19 protein-coding genes are annotated in these 25696 nt (G+C 63.0%); 11 read left to right on the top strand and 8 right to left on the bottom strand.

Annotated elements, in window-relative coordinates; all coding sequences use genetic code 11:
- Positions 1-8 precede the first annotated feature (8 nt).
- The 11 genes from NUX07_RS10470 to eda all read left to right on the top strand — a co-directional run bounded on the left by NUX07_RS10470 (position 9) and on the right by eda (position 16908).
- Positions 9-2834 carry a TonB-dependent receptor gene (locus tag NUX07_RS10470; protein WP_265530519.1) on the top strand — a complete coding sequence of 942 codons (2826 nt, stop codon included), beginning with the start codon at positions 9-11 and terminating at the stop codon, positions 2832-2834.
- Positions 2835-2898: 64 nt separating this feature from the next.
- Entirely contained in the window at positions 2899-4401 is a 1503-nt protein-coding gene (locus NUX07_RS10465; protein WP_265530518.1) for a tryptophan halogenase family protein, read from the top strand.
- Complete coding sequence (locus NUX07_RS10460) at positions 4401-6185, top strand: alpha-amylase family glycosyl hydrolase (RefSeq protein ID WP_265530517.1); 1785 nt, start codon at positions 4401-4403, stop codon at positions 6183-6185. Before NUX07_RS10465 ends, NUX07_RS10460 begins: the two co-directional genes overlap by 1 nt.
- 95 nt (positions 6186-6280) lie before the next feature.
- On the top strand, positions 6281-7882 hold the full coding sequence (locus NUX07_RS10455; RefSeq protein WP_265530796.1) for an alpha-amylase family glycosyl hydrolase: 1602 nt from the start codon (positions 6281-6283) through the stop codon (positions 7880-7882).
- A complete protein-coding gene (locus tag NUX07_RS10450; RefSeq protein WP_265530516.1) occupies positions 7879-9906 on the top strand; it encodes a glycoside hydrolase family 97 protein in 2028 nt (675 codons plus the stop codon). The genes NUX07_RS10455 and NUX07_RS10450 overlap by 4 nt, the downstream gene beginning before the upstream one ends.
- A complete protein-coding gene (locus NUX07_RS10445) occupies positions 9903-11393 on the top strand; it encodes a tryptophan halogenase family protein (protein WP_265530515.1) in 1491 nt (496 codons plus the stop codon). The genes NUX07_RS10450 and NUX07_RS10445 overlap by 4 nt, the downstream gene beginning before the upstream one ends.
- Positions 11393-12817, top strand: coding sequence for a glucose-6-phosphate dehydrogenase (zwf, locus tag NUX07_RS10440; protein ID WP_265530514.1), 1425 nt, complete (start codon positions 11393-11395; stop codon positions 12815-12817). Before NUX07_RS10445 ends, zwf begins: the two co-directional genes overlap by 1 nt.
- Positions 12810-13511 carry a 6-phosphogluconolactonase gene (gene pgl / locus NUX07_RS10435; RefSeq protein ID WP_265530513.1) on the top strand — a complete coding sequence of 234 codons (702 nt, stop codon included), beginning with the start codon at positions 12810-12812 and terminating at the stop codon, positions 13509-13511. Before zwf ends, pgl begins: the two co-directional genes overlap by 8 nt.
- A gap of 3 nt (positions 13512-13514) precedes the next feature.
- A complete protein-coding gene (gene edd / locus NUX07_RS10430) occupies positions 13515-15329 on the top strand; it encodes a phosphogluconate dehydratase (RefSeq protein ID WP_265530512.1) in 1815 nt (604 codons plus the stop codon).
- On the top strand, positions 15326-16300 hold the full coding sequence (gene glk / locus NUX07_RS10425; protein ID WP_265530511.1) for a glucokinase: 975 nt from the start codon (positions 15326-15328) through the stop codon (positions 16298-16300). The genes edd and glk overlap by 4 nt, the downstream gene beginning before the upstream one ends.
- Positions 16297-16908 carry a bifunctional 4-hydroxy-2-oxoglutarate aldolase/2-dehydro-3-deoxy-phosphogluconate aldolase gene (gene eda, locus NUX07_RS10420; protein WP_265530510.1) on the top strand — a complete coding sequence of 204 codons (612 nt, stop codon included), beginning with the start codon at positions 16297-16299 and terminating at the stop codon, positions 16906-16908. Before glk ends, eda begins: the two co-directional genes overlap by 4 nt.
- Positions 16909-16990: 82 nt before the next feature.
- Here eda and NUX07_RS10415 read toward each other — a convergent pair whose 3' ends face one another.
- The 8 genes from NUX07_RS10415 to NUX07_RS10380 are packed head-to-tail and all read right to left on the bottom strand — an operon-like array spanning position 16991 to position 25688.
- Positions 16991-18604: an MFS transporter gene (locus NUX07_RS10415; RefSeq protein WP_265530509.1), complete on the bottom strand. Its 1614-nt coding sequence runs from the start codon at positions 18602-18604 to the stop codon at positions 16991-16993.
- Positions 18605-18638: 34 nt separating this feature from the next.
- A complete protein-coding gene (locus NUX07_RS10410; RefSeq protein WP_265530508.1) occupies positions 18639-19178 on the bottom strand; it encodes a DUF3833 family protein in 540 nt (179 codons plus the stop codon).
- Between the two features lie 10 nt (positions 19179-19188).
- Complete coding sequence (locus NUX07_RS10405) at positions 19189-20241, bottom strand: NAD(P)-dependent alcohol dehydrogenase (RefSeq protein ID WP_265530507.1); 1053 nt, start codon at positions 20239-20241, stop codon at positions 19189-19191.
- 47 nt (positions 20242-20288) lie between these two features.
- On the bottom strand, positions 20289-21719 hold the full coding sequence (locus tag NUX07_RS10400; RefSeq protein ID WP_265530506.1) for a DASS family sodium-coupled anion symporter: 1431 nt from the start codon (positions 21717-21719) through the stop codon (positions 20289-20291).
- A gap of 48 nt (positions 21720-21767) precedes the next feature.
- Entirely contained in the window at positions 21768-22604 is an 837-nt protein-coding gene (locus NUX07_RS10395) for an HpcH/HpaI aldolase/citrate lyase family protein (RefSeq protein ID WP_265530505.1), read from the bottom strand.
- The gene (locus tag NUX07_RS10390; protein ID WP_265530504.1) at positions 22601-23053 is read right to left on the bottom strand and encodes a MaoC family dehydratase; all 453 of its coding nucleotides are present in this window, start codon (positions 23051-23053) and stop codon (positions 22601-22603) included. Before NUX07_RS10390 ends, NUX07_RS10395 begins: the two co-directional genes overlap by 4 nt.
- Positions 23054-23069: 16 nt before the next feature.
- Positions 23070-23348, bottom strand: a complete 279-nt coding sequence (locus NUX07_RS10385) for a hypothetical protein (protein WP_265530503.1) — start codon at positions 23346-23348, stop codon at positions 23070-23072.
- A gap of 24 nt (positions 23349-23372) precedes the next feature.
- Positions 23373-25688, bottom strand: coding sequence for a transketolase family protein (locus tag NUX07_RS10380; protein WP_265530502.1), 2316 nt, complete (start codon positions 25686-25688; stop codon positions 23373-23375).
- Positions 25689-25696: the final 8 nt, after the last annotated feature.

The raw sequence follows: 25696 nt of genomic DNA, 5'->3' as shown, positions 1-25696 counted from the left end.
GGGAACACATGAGGAAACTGGGTACCAATGCGCGATTTACCGCGACAGTAAGTGCGTTTGCGCTGGCAATGACGGCCAGCCCGGCCTTTGCACAGGATCAGGAAGGCGCACCCGAAGACGGTAGCCCGGTCATCGACGAGGAAGATCCCGGCCAGCCGGACGATGCGATCGTCATCACCGGTTTCCGCGCGTCGCTCGAAAACGCCGTTATTACCAAGCGCGACCAGGAGCAGCTGGTCGAATCGGTCAGCGCCGAAGATATCGGCCGCCTGCCCGACGCTTCGATCGGTGAATCGATTGCGCGTCTTCCCGGTGTGACCTCGCAGCGCCTCAATGGCCGCGCCAATGTCATCGCCATCCGCGGCTTCGGCCCCGACTTCTCGACCACGTTGCTCAATGGCCGCGAACAGACGTCGACGGGCGACAACCGCGGCGTCGAATTCGACCAGTATCCCTCGGAAATCGTCAACCAGGTGGTGATCTACAAGACGCCTTCTGCCGAACTCGTCGGCCAGGGCCTTGTCGGCACCGTCGATATCCGCACCGTGCGTCCGCTCGAAAGCGGCCAGCGCGTAATCGCGATCGGTGCGCGCGGCAGCTATGCCGATATCGGCGCGCTCAATTCGGATTCGACCGATCTCGGCTGGCGCGCCAGCGCGGCCTATATCGACCAGTTCGCCGACGACCGCGTCGGCGTGAGCCTTGCGGTCGCCTATCTCGACGAGCCGTACCAGAACGAAGAGTTCAACGCCTGGGGCTACCAGCCGATTTCCAGCGCCTTCTTCTTCCCCGATGATCCGCGCGGTGGGGACACCCAGATCCCGGGGGGCACCAAGAGCTTCGTCACCTCGACCGGCCTCAAGCGCCTCGGCCTCAACGGCACGGTGCAGATCGAGCCGGCCGACAATCTCATGCTGACGCTCGATGGCTTCTACTCGAATTTCGACGATGACCAGGTCAAGCGCGGGATCGAAATCCCCATCGCCGGCTGGTTCGGCACGACGGGCGATGTCGGAAGCTACACGATCACCGATGGTTTCTACACCAGCGGCGTTTATGAGAATGTCCAGGGCGTCGTGCGTAACGATATCTTCAACCGTCAGGCAGACCTCTATTCGGGCGGCGTGAACCTGGCCTGGAGCAACGATGACGGTCTCTATGCCGAACTCGACTTCGGATATTCGCGCACCGATCGCAACGAATTGTCGATCGAAAGCTATTCGGGTACCGGCTTCAACTGGGACAGCCCGTTCACCGACAGCGATGATTTTGCCGCGGGCGACATCACCGACACGATCGCGTTCGAAAACTCGACGACCGGCTTCTTCTTTACGCCGACGCTCGATTATTCGGATCCCAATCTGATCGTGCTGACCGATCCGCTCGGTTGGGGTGGCGGCCAGCGCACGCAGGCCGGTTACTACAACAACCGCATCATCGAAGACGAGCTCAAGCAGTACCGTGCCGAGCTGGGCAAGGAATTCGACCATGGCTTCCTTGGCGGGCTGAAGGCAGGTATCGCGCTCACCGACCGCGACAAGTCGCTGACCCCCGACGAGTATTTCCTCGAACTGGGCCAGGACGGGATGGGCAATCCGGTACGCACGCGTCCGATCCCGTCCGAATTCCTGATCGAATCGACCAACCTGGCCTATCTGGGTCTGGGGCCGATCGTGACCTACGATCCGCGCGACCTGATCGATTCCGGCGTGCTGGTGCAGACGATCAACGACTCGAACGACATCCCGGCCAAGGCCTTCACCGTCTCGGAAGACATCGTGACCGCCTATATCCAGGCCGATATCGATGCCGAACTGGGCGATGTGATCCTCACGGGTAACTTCGGCGTCCACATGATCTGGACCGATCAGTCCTCGACCGGCGTCGCGTTCCTCAACGGCACCCGCGTCGACGTGGAATCGGGCGACAGCTACCACCAGCTGCTGCCGAGCCTGAATCTTAACGCGCGCCTGCCGGGCGATTACGTGGTGCGTTTCTCGCTCCGCCAGGAGCAGATGCGTCCGCGTCTCGACGACCTGCGCGTCGCGATCGGGTACAGCGTCGTCCAGAACGGCCCGTTCCAGGAGCTGTATGGCGGCGCCTATCTCGATGGCGGTGGCGGCAACCCGTCGCTGCGTCCTTATGAAGCCAACTCGGTCGACCTGACGTTCGAAAAATATTTCGGCTCGACGGGCTACATCGCGCTGCAAACCTTCTACAAGGACATCGAAAGCTACATCGCCGACGACATCATCTTCGACTTCGATTATACCGGCTTCCCGCTTCCCGCGGGCGCCTCGCCGGCCGGCCTCATCGGCCGCTTGCAGACCAAGGCCAATACCGGCGGCGGTGAACTCTACGGTATCGAAGCTGCGGGCACCTTGCCCTTCGACGTCTTCACCCCGGCGCTTTCGGGCTTCGGCATCACGGGCGGCGTCAGCTACACCTCGACCTCGGTCGATGAAGCCGACGGCGATAGCGTGCGCATCCCGGGCTATTCGGAGTGGGTCGCCAACGGCACCGCCTTCTTCGAGAAGGCTGGCTTCAACGCTCGCGCCAGCGCGCGTTACCGGTCGGGCTTCCTTGGCGACTTCACCGGTTTCGGCGGCTCGCCGACGCGCCGCGAAGCGCTCGGGGAAACCATCTTCGATGCCCAGATCGGCTACGACTTCCAGGAAGGTTCGTCGCTCGAAGGCCTCTCGCTCTACGTGCAGGGCCAGAACCTGACGGACGAGCGCTTTGCCTCGGTCGCCGATCCGGATCAGCCGCTCTCGATCCTCGACTATCAGATCTACGGTCGCCGCTTCCTCGCGGGCTTCACCTACAAGTTCTGATAAGAAGCATGGCCGCCGGGGCAATCATGTCCCGGCGGCCTTCTTTTTCTGATACGAACCATTGGTGAGCGAGGAGCGACCACAGCGCATTGTCATCGCCGGCGGAGGCACCGCTGGATGGATGGCTGCAGCCCTGCTTCTGAAAGTTTTGGGGCGGGCGGTTACGGTCACGCTGGTGGAATCCGAAACGATTGGTGCAGTCGGAGTCGGCGAAGCGACCATCCCGCAAATTCTCCACCTCAATCGCATCCTCGAACTTGACGAGGCGCAGTTCCTTCGCGCGACCAACGGGTCGATCAAGCTCGGAATCGAATTCGTTGGGTGGCACCAGCCGGACGACGCCTACATGCATGCCTTCGGGGTCGCAGGCCGCGCCGTGGGTATCGCGCCGTTCCGTCATGCCTATGCGCGCGGCAAGGCGCTGGGTCACAGGGCCGATTTCGGCGCATTCAGTTTCAACGAAGCGGCGGCACGCGCGCTGCGCTATCATCCGCAAGCCGGCGGCGGTGCGATCCCGCATCTCGTGCAGGCCTATCATTTCGATGCATCGCTGTATGCCAAGATGCTGCGCCAGCAGTCCGAAGCGGGCGGTGCGGTTCGGGTCGAAGGGCTCATCGACAGCGTCGATCGGGACGGGTCGAGCGGCGATGTTACCGCGCTCGTCCTGCAAGGCGGGGAGCGGGTCGACGGCGACTTCTTTATCGATTGCACCGGCTTTCGCTCGCTGCTTCTTGGCGACGCGCTCCAAACCCCCTTCACTGACTGGTCGCACTGGCTCAAGTGCGATCGCGCATGGGCGGCGCCCTGCGCCAAGGGTGGACCCTTCCGACCCTACACGCAGTCGATCGCGCATAAGGCAGGCTGGCAATGGCGTATCCCGCTCCAGCATCGCACCGGCAACGGCCATGTTTTCTGCAGCGAATTCATGGGCGACGACGAAGCGCGCGACGTGCTGCTTGCTAACCTCGAGGGTAAGCCCGAGGCCGATCCGCGGCTGATCAAGTTCACGACCGGTCGGCGTGAAGACGCCTGGTCGCATAATGTCGTCGCGCTGGGCCTCGCCGCTGGCTTCATGGAGCCGCTCGAGTCCACGTCGATCCACCTCATCCAGTCGGGCATGGAGCGCTTGCTCAAGCTTTTCCCTGGAGGCGAAGACAACACGCGGCGGCGCGACAAGTATAACGAGCTCACGCGCATCGAATGGGAGCGCATCCGCGACTTCCTGATCGGCCATTACAAGTTCAACAAGCGCGAGGGCGAGCCCTTTTGGGATGCCTGCCGCGCGATGGATATCCCGGCGACACTCGCAGAGAAGGTCGAACTGTTCGAAGAATCGGGCACGATCCACCGCGACGATGACGAGCTTTTCACCGAAGAAGGTTGGCAGCAGCTCTTCCTTGGCCAGGGCATCGAGCCCAAGAGCTGGCACGCCACGGTCGACCCGATCCAGGAAAGCGAGCTGATGAAGCTGCTCGACATCATTTCGAGCGCCTTTGCCGCGCGTGCGCAAAAGCTGCCGACCCACGAAGAATTTATCGCCTCGATTACCCAGAAGGAGCCCGCCTGATGTTTCGTACGCTAGCTGCCTTGCTGTCGCTCACCGCGGCGCCCGTCCTCGCGCAGGATGAAGTCCGCCAACGCGGGCCCGAGGAAGAGGTGATCTACTTCGTCCTCCCCGACCGGTTCGAGAATGGCGACACCAGCAATGATCGCGGTGGCCTTTCCGGCGGCAAACTCGATCACGGCTTCGATCCGACGCATCGCGGCTTTTACAATGGCGGCGACCTTGCCGGACTGACCAAGCGGCTCGATTATCTTGAGGGTCTCGGGATTACGGCCATCTGGTTCGCGCCGATCTTCAAGAACAAGCCGGTGCAGGGCGACACCGGGCAGGAAAGCGCGGGCTACCATGGCTATTGGGTGACCGACTTCACGTCGATCGACCCGCATTTCGGCACCAATGAGGAGTTCAAGGCCTTTGTCGACGCGGCGCATGCGCGCGGCATGAAAGTCTACATGGACATCATCACCAATCACACCGCCGACGTGATCCAGACGAAAAGCGGCGAGTATGCATACCGCTCGATCGCCGATTACCCCTATACGACGCGCGGCGGTCCGGATGGCGCGCCGATCAACGAGGGTTTCGAAGGCGATCAGGTCATGACCGCCGATAATTTCGCGAAGCTCACCAATCCGAATTGGGCCTATGAAGTCGTCGTCCCCGAGGCCGAAAAGAACGTCAAGGTCCCCGCCTGGCTCAACGATCCGATCTACTATCATAACCGCGGAAATTCCGACTTTTTCGGCGAAGACAGCCTCTACGGCGACTTTGCCGGACTGGACGATCTGATGACTGAAAACCCGTTGGTCGTCGGCGGCATGATCGAAATCTTCAAGGGCTGGATCGAGAAGTACGGGGTCGACGGTTTCCGCATCGATACGGCGCGCCATGTAAATCCTGAATTCTGGCAATATTTCGCGCCCGCAATGACCGTGACCGCCGAAGCGGCCGGCATTCCCAATTTCACGCAGTTCGGTGAAGTGTTCCGCGACGATAGCAATCCTGGCTACATCGCCATGTTCACGCGCCGCGACCGCTTTCCCGCGGTGCTCGACTTCGCCTTCCAGCAAAGCGTCCGCGAACTGCTCGGGCAGGATGCGCCGACCGCGGTGATCGCGCGCATGTTCGAAATGGACGCGCTCTATGCCGGCGGTCACCAGATGGCCAAGACGCTGCCGACCTTCCTTGGCAACCACGACATGGGTCGTTTCTCGACGCTGATCAAAGCCGACCGCCCCGGCATCAGCCAGGACGAGCTGTTGCAGCGCGTGTTGCTTGGTCATGCCATGATGCTGACGCTGCGCGGCGCACCGACCATCTATTATGGCGACGAACAAGGCTTCGTCGGTGACGGTCACGACCAGATGGCGCGCGAGAACATGTTCGCAAGCCGGGTGGACGAATATAACGACAACGACCTGATCGGCACCGACGCGACGACTGCCGACGAGAATTTCGACACCGCGCATCCGATCTACCGCGAGATCGCGATGCTCGCCAACATGCGCACCTCGACGCCTGCTTTCACCAAGGGTGACCAGGTGACGCGCGCCTACAAGGACAAACCCGGCCTGTTCGCCGCGTCGCGCTTCGATCCGGTGACCGGCAAGGAAATCGTGCTGCTATTCAACACCTCGACCGAGGCGATCAGCGGTAACGTGCTGGTTGAAACCAGGTCGATGGAATTCAATGCGCTGGCCGGCCATTGCAGCCCGCAGGCCTCCGCCCCCGGCAGTCTGGCCTACGCGCTGGCGCCGCTCAGCTACGCGGTGTGCGAAGCCAAATGAGCCTGTCTAAACTGATCAAGACCAAGCGCGGTGGCGGCGGTGACGGGACGAGCAAGGAAGCGCTCGACCTGACACCTCAGGCCGTCGAGCAGCAGATGCCTGCCGAAGAGAGGCCTTGGTGGAAAGGCGCGGTCATCTATCAGATCTATCCGCGTAGTTTCGCCGACAGCAATGGCGACGGGATCGGCGACCTCCCGGGCATCACCCAGCGGCTCGACCATGTCGCCACGCTCGGCGCGGACGCGATCTGGATTTCGCCCTTCTTTACCTCGCCCATGCTCGATTTCGGGTACGATGTTGCCGAGTTCCGCAATGTCGATCCGATCTTCGGCACGCTCGAAGATTTCGACGCGCTGGTCGAAAAAGCGCATGCGCTGGGGCTTAAGGTCATTATCGACCAGGTGTGGTCGCATAGTTCCGACCAGCATCGCTGGTTCGAGGAGAGCAGGCAGAGCCGCGACAATCCCAAGGCCGATTGGTACGTCTGGTCCGACCCCAAACCCGATGGATCGCCGCCCAATAACTGGCAGTCCATCTTCGGCGGCCCGGCATGGACGTGGGATCCGCGCCGCGGCCAATATTACTTCCACAACTTTCTCAAGCAGCAGCCCGATCTCAACCTGCATAGCGAAGAAGTGCAGGCCGAGATCATCGAGGTGGCGCGCTTCTGGCTCGATCGCGGTGTCGATGGCTTTCGCATCGATGCTGTCCTGCACATGTTCCACGATTCGGCGCTGACCGATAATCCACCCGCATCGGATCCCGACAAGTCGAAGGCGCGCAGCCATGATTTCCAGGACAATATCCACAACCAGGCGGGCCCCGGGACCTTCCGTTTTGTCAAGCGCATCCGCGAGGTCATGGACCAGTATGGTGCCACCTTTTCGGTCGCCGAAGTCGGCGGGTCCGGCGTGCACGAATTCCAGCAGCGGCTGACCGAAGGCGAGACCAAGCTCAACAGCGTGTACGGCTTCGAATTTCTCTACGCCAAGCAACTCACCCCCGAGGTCGTCTGCGCATCGCTCAAGCGTTGGCCGGGTGAGGATAGCGAAGGCTGGCCGACATGGGCCTTCGAAAATCATGATGCGCCGCGCGCCGTATCGCGCTGGGCGCGCCCCGAACATGCCGACGCGTTCAATCGCATGAAGCTGCTGCTGTTCCTCTGCTTGCGCGGCAACGTCATCATCTATCAGGGCGAAGAACTCGGGCTGACGCAGGTCGATATCCCGTACGAGAAATTGCAGGACCCCGAAGCCATCGCCAATTGGCCGATGACGCTTTCGCGCGATGGCGTGCGTACCCCCATGCCGTGGGTAAAGGACGCGCCGCAGGCCGGCTTTTCCAGCGCGCAGCCGTGGCTGCCGATCGGGCCCGATCATCCCGCGATGGCAGTCGATCAGCAAGCCGGGGTGCAAGGATCGCTGCTCGAATGGACGAAGGCTTGCATCGCGCTTCGCAAGGCACACCCCGCGCTCCAGACGGGCGACCTTGTCGCCTGCCGCGAGGAAGGGAGCGTCATCATGCTCGAGCGTGCCGGTGGCGGCGAGCGGCTGCTGTGCGTCTTCAACACGGGCGAGGAACCGGCAAGCGTATCGCTTCCCGCCGACTTCGAAATACTCGAACAGTGCGGCGATGTCGCAGCTGGCCAGCTTGGCCCCTTCGCTGCCTTTGTCGCATCCATGCCGGAGATCGAATGATGAAGCTTTTCTGGATCGCCATCGCCGCTTTCATCGCTTTCGCCACACCGGCGCTGGCCCAGGAGAGCGTGACATCGCCCGACGGCCGCATCGTCGTCACCGTCGACACCAACGGCGAAGGGCGCCCCAATTACCGCATCGATCGCGACGGCGAGCCGGTGCTGACGCAAAGCGCGCTGGGTTTCCTGCTGACCGACCAGGACAAGTTGGAACGCCGTCTCGGCATCACCGGGGCGACGCGGTCCAACCACGATAGCACGTGGGAGCAGCCTTGGGGCGAGCGCCGCTACGTGCGCGATCACCACAACCAGATGACGGTGCGCTTCGAGGAGGACAGCGACGAGAAACGAAAGTTCGGCATTACCTTCCGCGTCTTCGATGACGGCGTGGCGTTTCGCTACGTGTTCGATGACCCGAGCATGGGGGAGACCGTGCGCATCGCCGATGAATTGACCGAATTCAATTTTGCGAGCGACGGGCAGGCCTGGTGGGTCCCGGCGGGCGAATGGAACCGCTACGAATATCTCTACCAGAACACGGCGATCAGCAGCGTCGGCACGGTCCTGACGCCAGTGACATTTCGGCTTGCCAACGGAACCCATATCGCAATCCACGAAGCGGCCTTGGTCGATTTTGCCGGCATGTGGGTGAAGCGGGTCACCGGCCTCAACTTCCGCGCGACGCTAACGCCGACAGGCAGCACCGCAGCGCGCGCCGAACGCGACACGCCGTTTTCCACGCCGTGGCGCACCATCCGCATCAGCGACGATGCCGGTGGGCTCGCGGAAAGCGATATCGACCTCAATCTCAACGAGCCCAACAAGATCGCCGACATTTCCGACTGGTTCACCCCGCACAAATATGTCGGCGTGTGGTGGTCGCTCCACCTCAACGAAGAGACGTGGGGCTCGGGGCCCAAGCATGGCGCGACGACGGAGAATACCAAGCGCTACATCGACTTTGCTGCCGAAAACGGGTTTGCCGGCGTGCTGGTCGAGGGCTGGAACGTCGGCTGGGACGGCAATTGGTTCTTCAACGGCGCCCTGTTCGACTTTACGCAGCCCTATCCCGACTATGATTTCGAGGAAGTCGCGCGCTACGCCGCCGAAAAGGGCGTGTCGATCGTCGGGCACCACGAAACCTCGGGCGATGTCGCCAACTATGAATCGCAACTGCAAGACGCACTCGACCTGATGGCCGAACGCGGCGTGAAGGTGATCAAGTCGGGCTATGTCACAGACGCGCACAATCTACGCTTCGTCCATCCCGACGGGCGCGAAACACGCGAACATCAGGAAAGCCAGATCACGACGCGCCATCACATCATGGTGGTCGAGGAGGCCGCCAAGCGGCGCATCGCGATGAACCCGCACGAACCCGTTAAGGATACCGGGCTGCGCCGCACCTATCCCAACTGGGTGAGCCGCGAGGGCGCGCGCGGCATGGAATTTTCCGCATGGGGCAACCCGCCGAACGGGCCGAGCCACGTGCCGACCTTGCTCTTCACGCGAATGCTGTCGGGGCCGATGGATTATACGCCGGGCGTGCTCAGCCTCGAAGGGCAGGGGCAGCCGCTCCAGATGACGATGGCGCGCGCGCTGGCCGAATATGTCGTGATCTACTCGCCGATCCAGATGGTCGCCGACCTGCCCGAACATTATGCCGAGCATCCCGAACCCTTCCAGTTCATCAAGGACGTCGCGGTCGACTGGGATGAAAGTCGCATCCTCGAAGGTGAAGTCGGCAAATATGCCGTGGTCGCGCGCAAGGACCGCAACAGCGATGACTGGTTCATCGGCGGCGTTGCTGACGAATTTGGCCGCGCGACCAATGTGAGCCTCGACTTTCTGGAAGATGGCCGGACCTATCGAGCGCACATCTATCGCGATGCGGACACATCGCATTATCTCGGTCCGACGCGCTTCGACATCGTGATCGAACAGCGCGACGTGACGGCGAGCGACGTTTTGGCCCTCAACATGGCTCCCGGCGGCGGCTATGCCATCCGCCTGGAGGCGCAGTGACACCAAGCAGTATTACGATCCTGGGTGGCGGGACGGCAGGCTGGATGGCCGCCTGCCTGTTCCAGCATCATTGGCCGGACACCCGGATCCGGCTGATCGAAAGCAGCGAGATCGGCATCGTCGGCGTGGGCGAGGGCTCCACCCCGCAACTCAAGGCCTTCTTCGATACGATCGGGGTGAGCGAGGCCGAGTGGATGCCCGACGCCAACGCGACCTACAAGGTCGGCATCCAGTTCGAAAACTGGTCGCAAAAGCCCGGCTACGAGCGCTATTTCCATCCGTTTCCGACTGCGTTGGACGGGCATAGCGCGGGGCAGTTGTTCCGCGCGTCGCGCCTGCGCCGGTCGGGCCTCGATGTCCCCGCGCACCCGGACGACTTCCTGTTCCCGGGGCTGCTGGCGGAGCGCAAGCTGGCGCCGCTCAACCCCGAGCATTTTCCGTTCGAGGTCAGCTACGGCTACCATTTCGATGCGCACAAGGTGGGCGAGGTGCTCAAGCGCATCGCCACCAAGCGCGGGGTCGAATGGGTCGACACCAAAATCGTTTCGGTCGAACTGGCGGACGCGGGCGAGGTCGCCGCGCTGGTTGGTGAAGACGGCGAGCGGCATGAGGCCGATTTCTTCATCGATGCCTCTGGCTTTCGCGCGATGATCGCCGAACAGGCGCTGGGCGCAAATCACATCTCGTTCGCCGACAATTTGTTCGCCGACAGCGCGGTGGTCCTTGCCACCGATGTCGCCCAAGGTGGTCCCGAATGCGCAACGCGGGCCATCGCGATGGATGCGGGCTGGCGCTGGTCGATCCCGCTGACCAACCGCACCGGCAACGGCTATGTCTACAGCTCGAAATATATCGATGCCGACGCGGCGGAGGCCGAATTGCGCGCCGCGCTTGGCGTCGGCGACGACGTCGAAGCGCGCCATCTCAAGATGCGCTGCGGGCGGCTGGACAAGAGCTGGAATGCCAATTGTCTAGCCATTGGTCTGGCGCAGGGATTTCTCGAGCCGCTCGAAGCGACTGCGTTGCACATCGTGCTCGTCACGGTCGAACAGTTCATCGCTGCGGTGGACAAGAACGGGCTCGGCGAAGAAGCGCGCGAACCGTTCAACGATGCCATCGTTGCGCGCTATGAAGGCATTCGCGACTATATCGTCGCGCACTATCGCTGCCAGCTACGCCGCGACACCGACTATTGGCGCGACAATGCCGCGCACGATAACCTCTCGCCCAGCCTCAAGGGCATTATGACGTCCTGGTTCACGCGCCAAGATTTGACACTCGAGGTGCAGCGGCAGGATATCGCCAAATATTACAATGCCGTAAGCTGGCACTGCCTCCTCGGCGGATACGGGAATTTCCCGCAAAAGCTGGAAAAGCCGGGCGAAGACGTGCATCTCCCCGATATGCACAGAATCGATGATTTCCTGGAGCGCTGCGCGATGAACTTTCCGAGCCATAAAGAGGCGCTGAAGGCGTTGCAGGCCTGATGATCGGACAGTCCAAGACGCTGCTCCTCTTCGGGGCGACGGGAGACCTGTCGCGCCGCATGCTGATCCCGTCGCTTTACGGGCTCCACGCCGATGGCTTGCTGCCCGACGGGCTCAAGATCATCGGGACGGCGCGCTCAAAGCTGAGCGACGACGAGTTTCGCGAGACTGCGGTGGAGGCACTGCGCGAACATTTGCCCGAAGACTTCTTCTCCGAAATGACGGCGCGGCGCTTTGCCCAGCGTATCACCTACCTGCCGGTCGATGTGACGACGCCCGACGGCTACCAGGAACTTGCCAGCCGCATCGATGTCGATGAAGGCGTGTCGATCTTCCTGTCGACCGCGCCGAGCCTGTTTAAAGCAGCGATCGACAATCTGGCGGCGGTGGGGCTTGCCGGCGATACGGTCAAGCTGGCGCTGGAGAAGCCGATCGGGACCGATCTTGAAAGCAGCTGCGAAATCAATGATGCGGTTGCCGCGCATTTTCCCGAGAACCGGATTTTCCGCATCGATCACTATCTCGGTAAGGAGACGGTGCAAAACCTGTTGGCGCTGCGCTTTGCCAATTCGCTGCTCGAACCGGTGTGGAATGCTTCGCACGTCGATCATGTGCAGATCACCGTCGCCGAAACGGTCGGGCTCGAAGGACGTGCGGGGTACTACGACACGGCCGGTGCTTCGCGCGACATGCTGCAGAACCACATGCTCCAGTTGCTGGCGCTCGTCGCGATGGAGCCGCCCGCGGCCTACGATCCAGATGCCGTCCGCGCAGAGAAGGTCAAGGTGCTGCAATCGCTGCGCGCGATAGATGCGGACAGCGCAAAGGCCAACGTCGTGCTCGGCCAGTATGACGGCTATCTCGAAGAGCTTGGCGACAAGTCCGACACCGAAACCTTCATCGCGCTCAAAGCCCATGTCGACAATTGGCGCTGGGCGGGCGTGCCCTTCTACCTGCGTCACGGCAAGGCGATGGCGCGGCGCAAGACCGAAATCTACATCCAGTTCAAATGCGTGCCGCATTCGATCTTCGGCAATATCTCGGGACAGATGCAGCCCAACGAGTTGATCATCTCGATCCAGCCCGAAGAGAATATTCGCATCAAGATGATGACCAAGACGCCAGGACTCGACCGCGGCGGGATGAGCCTTCGCGAGGTGCCGCTCGATGTCACCATGGAAGGCGCGTTCAGCGACTATCGACGCCGCATCGCCTATGAGCGGCTGTTGCTCGACTTGATCGAAGGCGATCCCACCCTGTTCGTGCGGCGCGACGAGGTCGAAGCGCAGTGGAATTACATCGATGGGCTCAGGGCATCGTGGCTGCGCGCCGATATGACGCCCGAGGCCTACACATCCGGCGGCTGGGGCCCTACAGGCTCGACCGAACTCACACAGCGCGACGGAAGGGCATGGAATGATTGAAGCCGAATTTTGGGACTACGACAGCCGCGAAGACATGGCGGCCGAGGTCGCCGGGGATATCGGCTTTATTATCGAAAGCGCGATCGATGCGCGCGGTGAGAGCCTCGTCGCCTTTCCGGGCGGGTCGACGCCCGCGCCGATCTTCGCGCACCTCGCGCAAAAGCAGCTGCCGTGGAAGCGCGTCACCATCATCCCGGGCGACGATCGCCTCGTGCCGGTGGATAACGAATTGTCGAACATCCGCGCCATCGCGCAGGCGATGATCTCGACGGGCGCGCGCATCTATCCGATCGCGGTGGAAGCGGAAGACTATACGATGGCCGGTCATGCGGCCGATGCGCGGCTACGCGATCTGAAGTGGCCGCCCGATCTCGTCTGGCTCGGCATGGGTACCGATGGGCATACCGCTTCGCTGTTCCCGGGACCGGATTTCGAAGACGCAATGGATGCGCCCAAGGCACGGCTTGCGATGGGCATCCGTCCGGATCCGATGCCGCCCGAAGCGCCGGTGGATCGCGTATCGCTGACACGCGCGGCGATCCTCCAGGCGCGCACCATCCTGATCACCATCACCGGCCAGGAAAAGCGCGACCTGCTCGAACAGGCGATCGAGGACGGGCAATCGTCCAAGCTGCCGATCGGCCGCGTCCTCGCCGAAAGCCAGATCCCCATCGACATTCACTGGGCGCCGTAGGGCATGGCAACGCTCGACCCGCGCATCGCCAAGGTCACCGACCGCATCATCGAGAAGTCGAAGCCAACGCGCTCGGCCTATCTCCAGCTGATGAAAGACGAGGGCGAACGCGGGATCGACCGTAAGCGGTTAAGCTGCGGCAACTTCGCCCACGGCTTTGCAGCGGCGGGTGACGACAAGAAGGCGATCCGCACTTTCAGCGGACCCAACATCGGGATCGTCACCGCGTTCAACGACATGCTGAGCGCGCACGCGCCTTATTATCGCTACCCCGAACAGATGAAGGTCTGGGCGCGCGAGGCGGGTGCGACCGCGCAGGTTGCGGGCGGCGTTCCGGCGATGTGCGACGGGGTGACGCAGGGGCAGGCGGGAATGGACCTGTCGCTGTTCAGCCGCGACACGATCGCGCTCGGCACTGCGGTTGCGCTCAGCCACGGCATGTTCGAAGGCATTGCGATGCTCGGCATCTGCGACAAGATTGTGCCGGGGCTGCTGATCGGCGCACTTCGTTTCGGTCATCTTCCCGCGATCCTCGTGCCGGCTGGACCAATGCCCTCCGGGCTCGCCAACAAGGAAAAACAGCGCGTGCGCCAGCTCTATGCCGAGGGCAAGGCGACCAAGGAAGAATTGCTGGCGGCCGAAAGCGCGAGCTATCACGGGCAAGGCACCTGCACCTTCTACGGCACCGCCAACTCCAACCAGATGATGATGGAATTGATGGGGCTGCATATCCCCGGTGCGGCCTTTGCCAACCCGGGGACCAAGCTGCGGCAGATGCTGACCCGCGCCGCGACCCACCGCATTGCCGAACTCGCCAGAGACAAGAAGCGGCCGCTGGCCGAAGTGATCGACGAGCGCGCCATCGTGAACGCGGCGGTCGGGCTGATGGCGACGGGCGGGTCGACCAACCACGCAATTCATATTCCCGCAATCGCACGTGCTGCGGGCATCGTATTCGACTGGGACGACCTTGCCGAGATCAGCCACGCAGTACCGCTCATCGCCCGCGTGTACCCGAATGGTTCAGGGGATGTGAACGATTTTCACCATGCAGGTGGTATGGCATTTACCGCGCACACGCTGCTCGAAGCGGGTTTGCTGCATGATGATATCCTAGCTGCGGGCCATGATGACTTTTTGGCCTTCGCCACCAATCCGGTCGAAAGCGACGATGGCATCGAGTGGCAGGCGGTCACTGACACCAGCAACGACACGATGCTCAGGCCTGCGTCCGATCCCTTCCAGCCCGATGGCGGGATGCGGCTAGTCGAAGGCAATCTCGGGCGCGCCTGCTTCAAGACGAGCGCGGTCGACAAGGAGCGCTGGACCATCGAGGCACCGTGCCGGATATTCCACGACCAGAAGGATGTCGTCGCGGCCTTTGAAGCGGGCGAGCTCGACAAGGATGTCGTGGTCGTGGTGCGCTTCCAGGGGCCGCGCGCCAACGGCATGCCCGAGCTTCACAAGCTGACCCCGCCGCTGGGCGTCCTGCAGGATCGCGGCCACAAGGTCGCGCTTGTCACCGACGGCCGCATGAGCGGGGCATCGGGCAAGGTGCCCGCCGCGATCCACCTTTCGCCCGAAGCGCGGGGAGGCGGGCCGATCGCCCATTTGCGCGACGGCGATGTTGTCCGCCTGTGCGCCACCAATGGTACGCTCGAAGCGGTCGGCGTCGATCTCGCCAGCCGCGATGCCTCGCAGGCGCCGCCGCCGCCGGTCGGGACGGGGCGCGAATTGTTCGCGCTGTTCCGCGACCAGGCTGACGAAGCAGAAAAAGGCGGGAGCGCCATGCTCGCCGCCATGGAGGCAGTCCTTTGAGCCAGACCATTGCCGTCGCCGATGTCGGCGGAACGCACGCCCGCTTCGCCATCGCCGAGATCGAGGATGGCACCGTCGTCAGTCTTGGCGAACCGATCACGATGGGCACCAACGACCATGCCAGCTTCCAGACGGCATGGCGCCATTTTTGCGAGGTCAATCCGGGCGACGAACCCAAGTCTTTGAGCGTCGCCTTTGCCGGCCCGGTCGATGGTGAGGTGCTAAAGCTTACCAACAACCCATGGGTGATCCGCCCCGCGCTGGCGCAGGAAAAACTGGATGTCGAACATTTCGTCATCGTCAATGACTTTGCGGCGGTCGCCCACGCGGTGGGTGCGCTGGGCGATGAACATTTCGATCATGTCACCGGCCCTGAAGGCCCATTTCCCGATGATGGTGTGACCACCATCGTCGGCCCCGGCACGGGGCTCGGCGTTGCGCAGCTGTTGAAAACGGCAGACGGCCACATGCACGTCATCGCGACAGAGGGCGGCCATATTGATTTTGCGCCGCTCGACAGCCTCGAGGACAAGATTCTCCAGCGCATGCGACGCGATCTGCGCCGCGTCTCGGTGGAGCGCATTGCGTGCGGCTCTGGCCTCGCCAATATTTACGAAGCGCTCGGCGCGATGGAGGGGAAAGCGGTCCCCGATCTCGACGACAAGGAACTTTGGACGCGGGCTATCGAGGGCAAGGATCCGCTTGCAGCCGCGGCGCTCGACCGCTTTTTCCTGACGCTCGGCGCGGTGTGTGGTGACCTCGCGCTGGCGCACGGGTCGAACGCCGTCGTGCTCGCGGGCGGGCTCGGCTATCGCATCCGCCACCTGTTCAGGAACTCGGGGTTTGCCGACCGCTTCATCGCCAAGGGCCGCTTCGAACGCCGAATGGAGCAGATCCCGGTCAAACTGGTCACCCATCCGCAGGCCGGCCTCTTCGGCGCCGCGGTCGCCTTCGCCAAGGAGCATGCATGAGCATTCGCGATATCATGGAAGCCGCGCCGGTCATTCCGGTACTGGTGCTCGACGGTAGCGTCGATCCGATCGAACTGGCGCAGGTGCTGGTCGAAAACGGGCTGCCCGTCATCGAGGTGACGCTGCGCACCGAGGAAGCGCTGCCCGCGATCGAGGAGATGTCGCGGGTCGAAGGCGCCATCGTGGGTGCGGGCACCGTGCTTAACGCCGTCGACCTCTATGAGGCCGTCGACTACGGCGCGCGCTTTATCGTCTCGCCGGGACTGACTGACGGCGTCGTGCGCGCTGCTGTCGACAAGCGCGTCCCGATCCTGCCGGGCGTCGCCAATGCCGGCGACATCATGCGCGGGCTCGATCTCGGGCTCGATCATTTCAAATTCTTCCCGGCCGAAGCGGCGGGGGGCTTGAAGGCATTGAAGGCGCTCACCGGACCGTTTGGCGGCGTCCATTTCTGCCCCACCGGCGGCATCAGGGAAGACACGGCCGAAGACTGGCTCTCGCACCCCAACGTGCTGTGCGTCGGCGGCAGTTGGATCCTGCCTTCGGGCGAAACCGATCTCGACCGCGTGGCCCGGCGTGCCCAGAAGGCTGCCGGGCTCAGCCGCTAGTGCAGCGGCCGCCCATGAAGGCATGGCCTCTTCGTCCCTCTAGTGGAAGGGACGGCCATGAAGGCATAGCCTCTTCGCCCCTCTAGTGGAGGGGACGGCCATGCCTTTCCTTCCAGAACAGTAGCGAGCAGACGATGCTCAGCGCGATGAAGAAGATCGGGTACCATAGGCCCGCGTAGATATCGCCGGTCGCTGCCACGATCGCGAAGGCGGTGACGGGCAGGAACCCGCCGACCCAGCCGGTGCCGATATGATAGGGCAGGCTCATCGCGGTGTAGCGCGTGCGCGTCGGGAACATCTCGACCAATGCGGCGGCCTGCGGGCCGTAGAGCGCGGTCGCTGCGACCGTGAACACGATCAGCCAGAAATAGAGCGTGCCTTTCTGGATCTCGTCGGGATTGGCGCTCGCGGGATAGCCGGCATCGACCAGCGCCGCCGGGATGGCGCTCGCATCGTCGCTGACGGGCAGCGCGGCATCGCCCACGCGTACGACCGTGTTGCCGTCGCTGCTGGCGACGCGGGTATAGCTGACGCCCTCGGCGGACAGCGTCTTGGAGGCGATGTCGCAGGGCGTGGTGAATTCCGCCTTGCCGATGAGGTCGAACTGCACTGAACAGCTGTCGAGATCGGTTTCGACCACGACGGGCGCAGCCTCCTGCGCCGCGGCAAGCCGCGGATTCACCGCGTCCGCAATCGCATGGAAGCCCGGCCAGAAGGCGACGAGGCCGAGGATCATGCCGCCCACCATAACGGGTTTGCGTCCCACGCGGTCGCTGAGCCAGCCGAAGAATACGTAGAGCGGCGCGGAGATTACGGTGACAAGAAGGATGATCCAGTTCACCTCTGCCCCCGGCACGCCGAGATTTCGTTCGAGGAAGACCTGCACGTAGAAAAAGGCGCAGTACCAGAGCGCCCCCTGCGCCGCCATGAAGGCGAAGAAGGCGGTCAGCACCTGTTTGAGGCTTTCCTTCTCGGCAAATGCTTCGCGCAGCGGTGTCTTGGTGACTTCGCCTTCGGCCTGAAGCTTCTGGAAGGCCGGGCTCTCCGACAATTTCAGCCGCATCCAGACCGAGATGAAGAGGAGCAGCACCGACACGAGGAAGGGGATGCGCCAGCCCCATTCGAGGAAGGCTTCTTCGCCGACCGTGGTGCGGGTGAAATAGATGACGAGCAGCGCGGCGATCAGGCCGAAGGCGGCGCTCGACTGAATCCAGCCGGTCGCCGCGCCGCGCTTGTCGTCATCGGCATGTTCGGCGACGTAGATCGCTGCGCCGCCATATTCGCCGCCGAGCGCTGTTCCCTGGCAGATCCGCAGGATGATCAGCAGGATGGGGGCGATGATACCCGCCTGTGCGTAAGTCGGAAGCAGCCCGATCGCGAAGGTCGCGCCGCCCATGAGGCTGACGGTGGTGAGGAAGGTCGCTTTGCGTCCCACCCGGTCGCCCATTGCGCCGAAGATGATCGCGCCCAGTGGGCGGAAGGCAAAGCCGGCGGCGAACAAGCCCAGCGCGGCGATGACGCCGGCGGTTTCGCCAAGCCCGGTGAAAAAGACGGTTCCGATCGTGCTGGCCAGCGCGCCGAATATGAAAAAGTCGTACCATTCGAAGGCAGTGCCCGCCGACGAGGCGATCACCACGCGTTTCATCGACCAGGGTTTGGGCGCGCCTGCCGTAGCGGCGCCGGACTGTTCGTTCATGAAAATCTCCCCCGCGCCGCCAAGGATCGGGCGCCTATCGTTGGGTTATTGTTTCTTCGAGCCGCGCGACATTCAACCCCCATTTGTAGGCATCGAGGCGATTGGAGACCGTGCGGCGGTCCGGGTTGAGGACGAGGACCTGGTGGATGCGTTCGCTACCCGTTTTATAGTCGATCGTCATGCGGTTGCCTTCGACATGCGCCTCGACGGTTCCGCGCGCATCGCTGAGCGCGGCGACATACTCACCTTTTCCGGTTTCACGCAGGGTCCAGCTTCGCGTGCGCGGCGGCTTGTCGCCTTCGCGGATACTCTGGGTGAGTTGAAGGCTGCCGTCTTCCGATTTCTCGCCGGTACTCTCGACTCGGACCGGGATGACGCTGCCGTCGATGATGTACAACGTGCCTTCCCCCTTCGTCGCGCCTTCGAAAAAGCGGATCGGATCGAAATCGGGTTGGCCGATGGGCATCGGCAATTCCACCTCGGGCAGACGGCTTTGCATGATCGCCGGAAGCGACAATGCGAGGAAGGCGATGAGACTGGCCGCAACGGCCAGCCATCCGATGATACGCTTCATTACGGGCAGTTTACTCCTTGGCGCTGCCTTCGACGTCGATCACGAAGCGATGCGGGATGTCGCCCTTGCCCAGCGTCTCCCAAGCCTCACCAATCTCATCGCCCTTGATGACTTCGATCTCGGGCACGATGCCGTGCTCGGCGCAGAAATCGAGCATCTCCTGCGTCTCCGGGAGCCCGCCGATTGCCGAGCCCGCGATTGCGCGGTTGCCGAAAATGAGGTTGAAGCCCGAAAAGCTCGGTAGCTGCTCCAGCGCACCGACGATGACCATCGTGCCGTTGGGCCGCAGCAACGTAGCGTAGGGATCGACTTCATGCGCTACGGGGATCGTGTCGATGATCAGGTCGAACCGCCTCGCCGCCGCTTGCATCGCTTCCTCGTCGGTCGAGACGAGCACGTCGCTGGCGCCGACCTTGAGCGCGGCGTCGGCTTTTTCCGGAGACGTCGTCAGCACGGTCACGTCGGCGCCCATCGCGGCCGCGATCTTCACCGCCATGTGGCCGAGCCCGCCGAGCCCTGCGACCGCGACCTTGTCGCCGTCCTTTACGCCCCAGCGCTTCAGCGGCGAATAGGTGGTGATTCCCGCGCACATCAACGGGGCGGCCTGCGCCATGTCGAGGCTGTCGGGGACCTTGCAGACGAATTCTTCGCGCACGACGATATGATCCGAATAGCCGCCCTGCGTGAGTTCGCCGTGACGATCGGGCACGCCGTAGGTGAAGGTCGACCCTTCGACGCAGAATGTTTCCTGTCCGCCTTTGCAATATTCGCACTTCTGGCAACTGTCGACGAGGCAGCCGACGGCGACGCGGTCACCCTTGGCATAGCTTCTGACATCGGGTCCGACATCGGTGACCACCCCGACGATTTCGTGACCGGGAATCATCGGATAGTGGCTCATCCCCCAATCGTCGTGCGCGAAATGAAGGTCGCTATGGCAGATGCCGCAATGGCTGATCTTGATGGCGACATCGTTGGGCCGTAGGTCGCGCCGTTCGAAGTGAATGGGATGGACGGTATCGCTGGCGCTTTCCACGCCCCAGCCAAAAGCTTTGGTCGGCATTCACTTCTCTCCTGCGGTCAGGCGAAAAGCTTAAACTGGATTAGCCATTACCACCAGCCGAGAAATTTCCACCAGGGCAGGCCGACGCCCAGCCAGACGACCATGTGGAACAGCGAGACGAAAAAGCCGACGCGGAACCAGTCGGGCACGGTGTGATAGCCGAGCCCGAAATAGATCACGACCGGGCCGGTCGAATAATGCGTCAGGCAACCGCAAAGGTTCGAGAAATAGGCGAGCATGGCGACCATCAGCAGCGGCGGCGCATCGGCGGCGACCGCGATCACGAGGAAGGCGCCGACCATCGCGCTGATATGTCCCGTCAGCATCGAAAAGCCGTACATCGAATAGAAGTAGATGAGCGCCAGGCCGATCGCGACCGTCATGCCGGCATAGCCGTCAAAGACCGTGGCAGCAGCGCTTGCGAACCAGGAGATCACCCCGGTATCGCGCAGCAGGTTGGCCATGGTCAGCAGGCCGCCAAGCCAGATCAGCGCATCCCACGCGCCCCACGTCGCCGCCAGATCGCGCCATCGTTCAGCGCCGGTGGCCAGCAGTACGGCTATCCCCAGCAAGGCGACAACGGTGACGTGGAGCCCGTGCAGCGGGCCGGTCGCCCACAGCGCCACCAACCCGATCAGTACGCTGATGAGGATGGTTTCTTCCCGTTTGCGCGGCCCCATCGCCGTTAGCTGTTCCTGCGCCGTGGTCCGGGCGGCGGCACCGTCGATCCGCGGCGGCTTGATGACGAGGTGCAGGAAGACCGGCAGCAGCGCGATGGCGACAAGCCCGGGTACGATCGCCCCCAGCGCCCATGTGCCCCAGGTAAAGTCGATGCCCGCGACATCGCCTGCAGCCTCGGCGACCAGCGGATTGGCCGCCATGGCGGTAAGGAACATCGCTGCCGTGATGAGATTGAAGTGCGCGCCGGCAAAAACGAGGTAGCGCCCGACCGCCCGCGCTTCGTCAGAATCGCGGCCTTCGCCGACCGACTTGCTGACGGCATCCACGACAGGGGCAACGATGCCGCCGCCGCGCGCCGTGTTGGACGGGATGACGGGCGCCAGCAGAAGCTCGGCAAAACCGATGCCGTAGGCGAGCCCGCGCTCGTTCTGGCCCAGCCGGTTGACGAGCGTCAGCGCAATGCGGCGTCCCAGCCCCGTGCGGATGACCGATCCCGCGATGAGGAAGGCGGCGACCACCAGCCAGACGGTGGTGTTGGAGAACCCCACCAATGCGGCTTCGAGCGATGAGCGCGAGTCTTCGCCGATTGTCTGTGTCACGACGAGGACGAGCAGCCCGAACAGAACCACGGTCGACATCGCAAATGGGCGGAGCAGCAAGCCGAGGATGGTGGCCGCAAACACGGCAAGTACGCGCCAGCCATCGGGTTCGACGCCTGCCGGAACCGGCCAGAACCACAGGATCAGCCCCAGCGCGGCGCAAATGCCGAGCCGTGCCGATCGTTCGAATAATGACATTTCCCCCATTGGCGGATGTGAGCCACCTTTGGGGGCGGGGTCAACCCGTCAGCGTCGCCGTTCGAGCAGGTTCATCGCCTGGACGAGGTGGGGCCTGTCGACCATCTTGCCGCCGACATCGAGAACGCCGGCGTTCGGATCGGCCTTGAAGGCATCGACCACCGCCTTGGCATGGGCGATCTCGCTTTCGCTCGGGGTGAAGGCGTCATTGATCACCGCGACCTGTGCGGGATGGATCGCAAGTTTGCCGGTAAATCCTTCGGCTGCGGCCGCCTTGGCTTCGGCAGCGAGGCCTTCGAGATCGCGAATGTCGGTAAAAACGCCGTCCACCGGCTGCGCACCTGCGGCGACGGCGCCAGCCAGGCATAGCGAACGCGCGAGCTTGTAAGTGAACGCCAATTCGCCGTCGGGGCCAAGCTTGGAGCTCGCCCCCAACGCGGCCGACAGGTCTTCGGCGCCCCAGCTCATCGCGGTGAGCGGGCTGGCGGCATCGCGGTAGGACAGCAGGCCAAACAGGCTGGCGGGCGTTTCGGTGACGATGGCGTGGATCGGAATGTCGCCGATCGAATGCTGGATATGCGTAATGTCCTGACCGCTCTCGGCCTTGGGCAAAACGATGCCGGTCAGGTCATGGCGCGCCAGTAGTTTCAGGTCGCGGCGATGATGGTCGCAGTCGATCGGGTTGATGCGAAGCCACCATTGCGGGCCGCCGTCGCGCTGCGGCAGGTTGCCGAGGATATCGCGGGCATCCTGCTTGCGGGCGGGCGCAACGCTGTCCTCAAGGTCGAAGATGATGGCGTCGGCATCGCCTTGAACCGCCTTGGCGATCTTTTTTTCGCTGTCGGCGGGAACGAACAGCCAGCTGCGCGCAGGCTTCACGCTCATGACGGCTTTTTCAGGAGCAGGGCGGAGCGCGAAAAGCTACACACCAGTTCATCGCGCTGGTTGAAGCCGCGATGTTCCCAAGTCACGATCCCCGCGTTCGGGCGCGACTTGCTCTCGCGCAGCGCGGTCACTTCGCTTTCGCTGCGGATCGTGTCGCCGATGAAGACGGGCTTGGGAAATTTCATGCTGTCGTAGCCAAGGTTCGCGACCAGCGTCCCCAGCGTCGTATCGCCCACCGACACCCCCACGATCAGGCTGAAGGTGAAACAGCTGTTGACCAGAATTTGCCCGAATTCGGTGTCCTTTGCCGCCTCGTGATCGAGATGCAGCGGCTGCGGATTGTGCGTCATGGTCGAGAAAAGGAGATTGTCCGTTTCGGTCACGGTGCGCGTGATGGCGTGGGCGATGACTTCGCCTTGCTGCCACTCGTCGAAAAATTTGCCTGCCATGATGGTTGCCTAAGCGTCAGGCGGCCTTGTCGCAAGCGTCCTTCAAGGTGGGAAGGAGCTTCATCTTCAGGTCGTGCATGCCGATATCCTCGACCGCCTCGCCGCGTTCCGTCGCGCGCACCACAGCCGCGATGTGTCCCATGATCTGCCCGACGATGTCGACCGATTGCAGCGCCACGCCATGCGCCATCACCACCTCGATATCGGTGGCGAGCTCATCGCCCATCGTTTCGAGCAGCTTGCGGGCTTCGTCGAGTTCGTGGGCCAATTGGAGTTCGAGCGGTGTGCGCGACATGGCCTTCGCATAGCGCGCGAAGGGTTAAGATGGCGTCAAGAGAATCTCCGCCATCGCCTCGGTAATGGCGTCGCCGTCGAGCCGGTACGTGGCGTACAGCTCGGCAAGGTTGCCGGTCTGCCCGAACTTCTCGACCCCGAGCGGCGCAACGCGCTGCCCGAGGACGCCGCCAAGCCATGACAGCGAAGCGGGCGCGGCATCACACAGCGTGACGAGACCTGCCCCTGGTGCAAGGCGGCCAAGAAGCTGCTCGACATGACTGGGCGCACGTTCGCCGCCCCAACGCGCGGCCTGCGCCGCGGTCCAACTACGATGCAGCAGGTCGGGGGATGTCACGTTAAGAAGCCCAAGCCCGGGAATATCGGCGCTGAGTTCTTCATAGGCGGCGAGCGCTTCGGGCATCAGCGCACCCATCGCCACGATCGCGGCTTCGGCGCCCTCGGCGGGTTCTTTCAGCCAATAGCCGCCTTGCAGCGCGCCGTCTTTCCAATCGTCATTGTCACGCGCGACCTGCTCGACCGGTCGGGTCGACAGGCGCAGGTAGGTGCTTTCGCCGTCCGGGTCGTCGATCAGGCGGAAGGCTTCGTGCATCATCGCCGCGAGTTCGTCGGCATAGGCCGGTTCGTAATGACGAAGGCCCGGCTGGCCCAGCGCGATAAGCGGCGGATTGATCGACTGGTGCGCGCCGCCTTCGGGTGCCAGCGTCAGGCCCGACGGGGTGGCAACGAGCAGGAAGCGGGCATCCTGGTAACAGCCGTAATTGAGGCTATCGAGACCCCGCGCGATGAAGGGGTCGTAGAGCGTGCCGATGGGAAAGAGACGCTCGTCGAACAGGTCGCCGGAGAGACCGGCGGCGGCCAGCATCAGGAACAGGTTGGATTCGGCGATCCCAAGTTCGATGTGCTGGCCTTGGTTGCTCGCACCCCACTTTTGCGCGCTGGGAATCTTTGCCTTGGCGAACACGTCCTCGACATCGCGGCGGCGGAACAGGCCGCGCTGGTTCACCCATGCGCCAAGATTGGTCGAGACGGTAACGTCGGGCGAGGTGGTGACGATGCGATCGGCGAGCTCGCCGCCAGCCTTGCTCAAATCCATGAGAATGCGTCCGAACGCGGCCTGCGTGGATTGCTCGTTGCCTTCGGGCGCAGGAAGATTGGGGATCGTTACCGTGCCGAACGAACGATTTCGTTTTTCCTGCTTGATCCGCGTCGCTTCCAGCACCGCTTCTGCCTTGGGGCGCATATTGTCGCCAAGCCCGGCGAGCGGTTCCCATTCATCGCCTTCCGCTATCCCCATGCTGTCGCGCATCGCCGCGATCTGTTTGGGGTTCATTAGCCCGGCGTGATTGTCCTTATGCCCCGCAAAAGGCATGCCGAAGCCCTTGACCGTCCACGCGATGAAGAAAGTCGGGGTGTCATCCTTCTTGGCTTCGTCGAACGCCTCAACCAGCGTTTCCATGCAGTGCCCGCCAAGATCGAGCATGAGGTCGCCCAGCGCTTCGTCATCCTTATGCGCCGACAGGAAGGCATCGCCTTTCTTCCCAAGGTCAGCCTTGATCCGCGCGCGCCATGCGGCGCCGCCCTGATAATGCAACGCGGAAAAATCGGCGTTGGGCAGGCTTTCGAGCCAGTCCTTGACGGGCTTGCCGCCCTTGGCTTGCAGCGCTTTCTTGAGCTTTTTGCCGTAGCGGATTTCCACCGTGCGCCAGCCGCAGCTTGCAAAGATCTCGTCGAAGCGTTCGAACATGCGATCGGTCGAGGTCGCATCGAGGCTCTGTCGGTTATAGTCGACGATCCACCACAGGTTGCGCACGTCGTGTTTGTAGCCCTCGATGATGGCTTCGTAGATGTTTCCTTCGTCGAGCTCGGCATCGCCAATCAGCGCAACGAAGCGGCCGCGATCCTCCTCGGCTATCTTGCCGTGCGCGGTGAGATAATCCTGCATCAGGCTGGCAAAGAGGGTGATGGCAACGCCGAGCCCCACCGACCCGGTCGAGAAATCGACGGGAATCGTGTCTTTGGTGCGGCTGGGATAGCTTTGCGCCCCGCCAAGCCCGCGGAAGGCTTCCAGCTTTTCGCGGGCTTGGTTGCCCAGCAGGTAGTGGATCGCATGCAGAACCGGCCCGGCGTGCGGCTTCACCGCGACGCGGTCGTTGGGACCCAGCGCGTGGAAATAGAGCGCCGCCATGATCGCGCTCATCGACGCGCTCGAGGCCTGGTGGCCGCCGACCTTCACGCCGTCCGCCTTGGGCCGGAGGTGATTGGCGTTGTGGATGGTCCAGCTGGCGAGCCAGCGCAGGCGGGTTTCCAGCGCGCTGAGTGCGGCGATGTCGGTGCTCATGGCTAGCT

This window comes from Sphingomicrobium marinum (genome assembly GCF_026157105.1).
Classification (GTDB): domain Bacteria; phylum Pseudomonadota; class Alphaproteobacteria; order Sphingomonadales; family Sphingomonadaceae; genus Sphingomicrobium; species Sphingomicrobium marinum.
The sequence above is the reverse complement of the archived record's forward strand: the minus strand, read 5'-3'. Positions and strand labels throughout refer to the sequence as shown.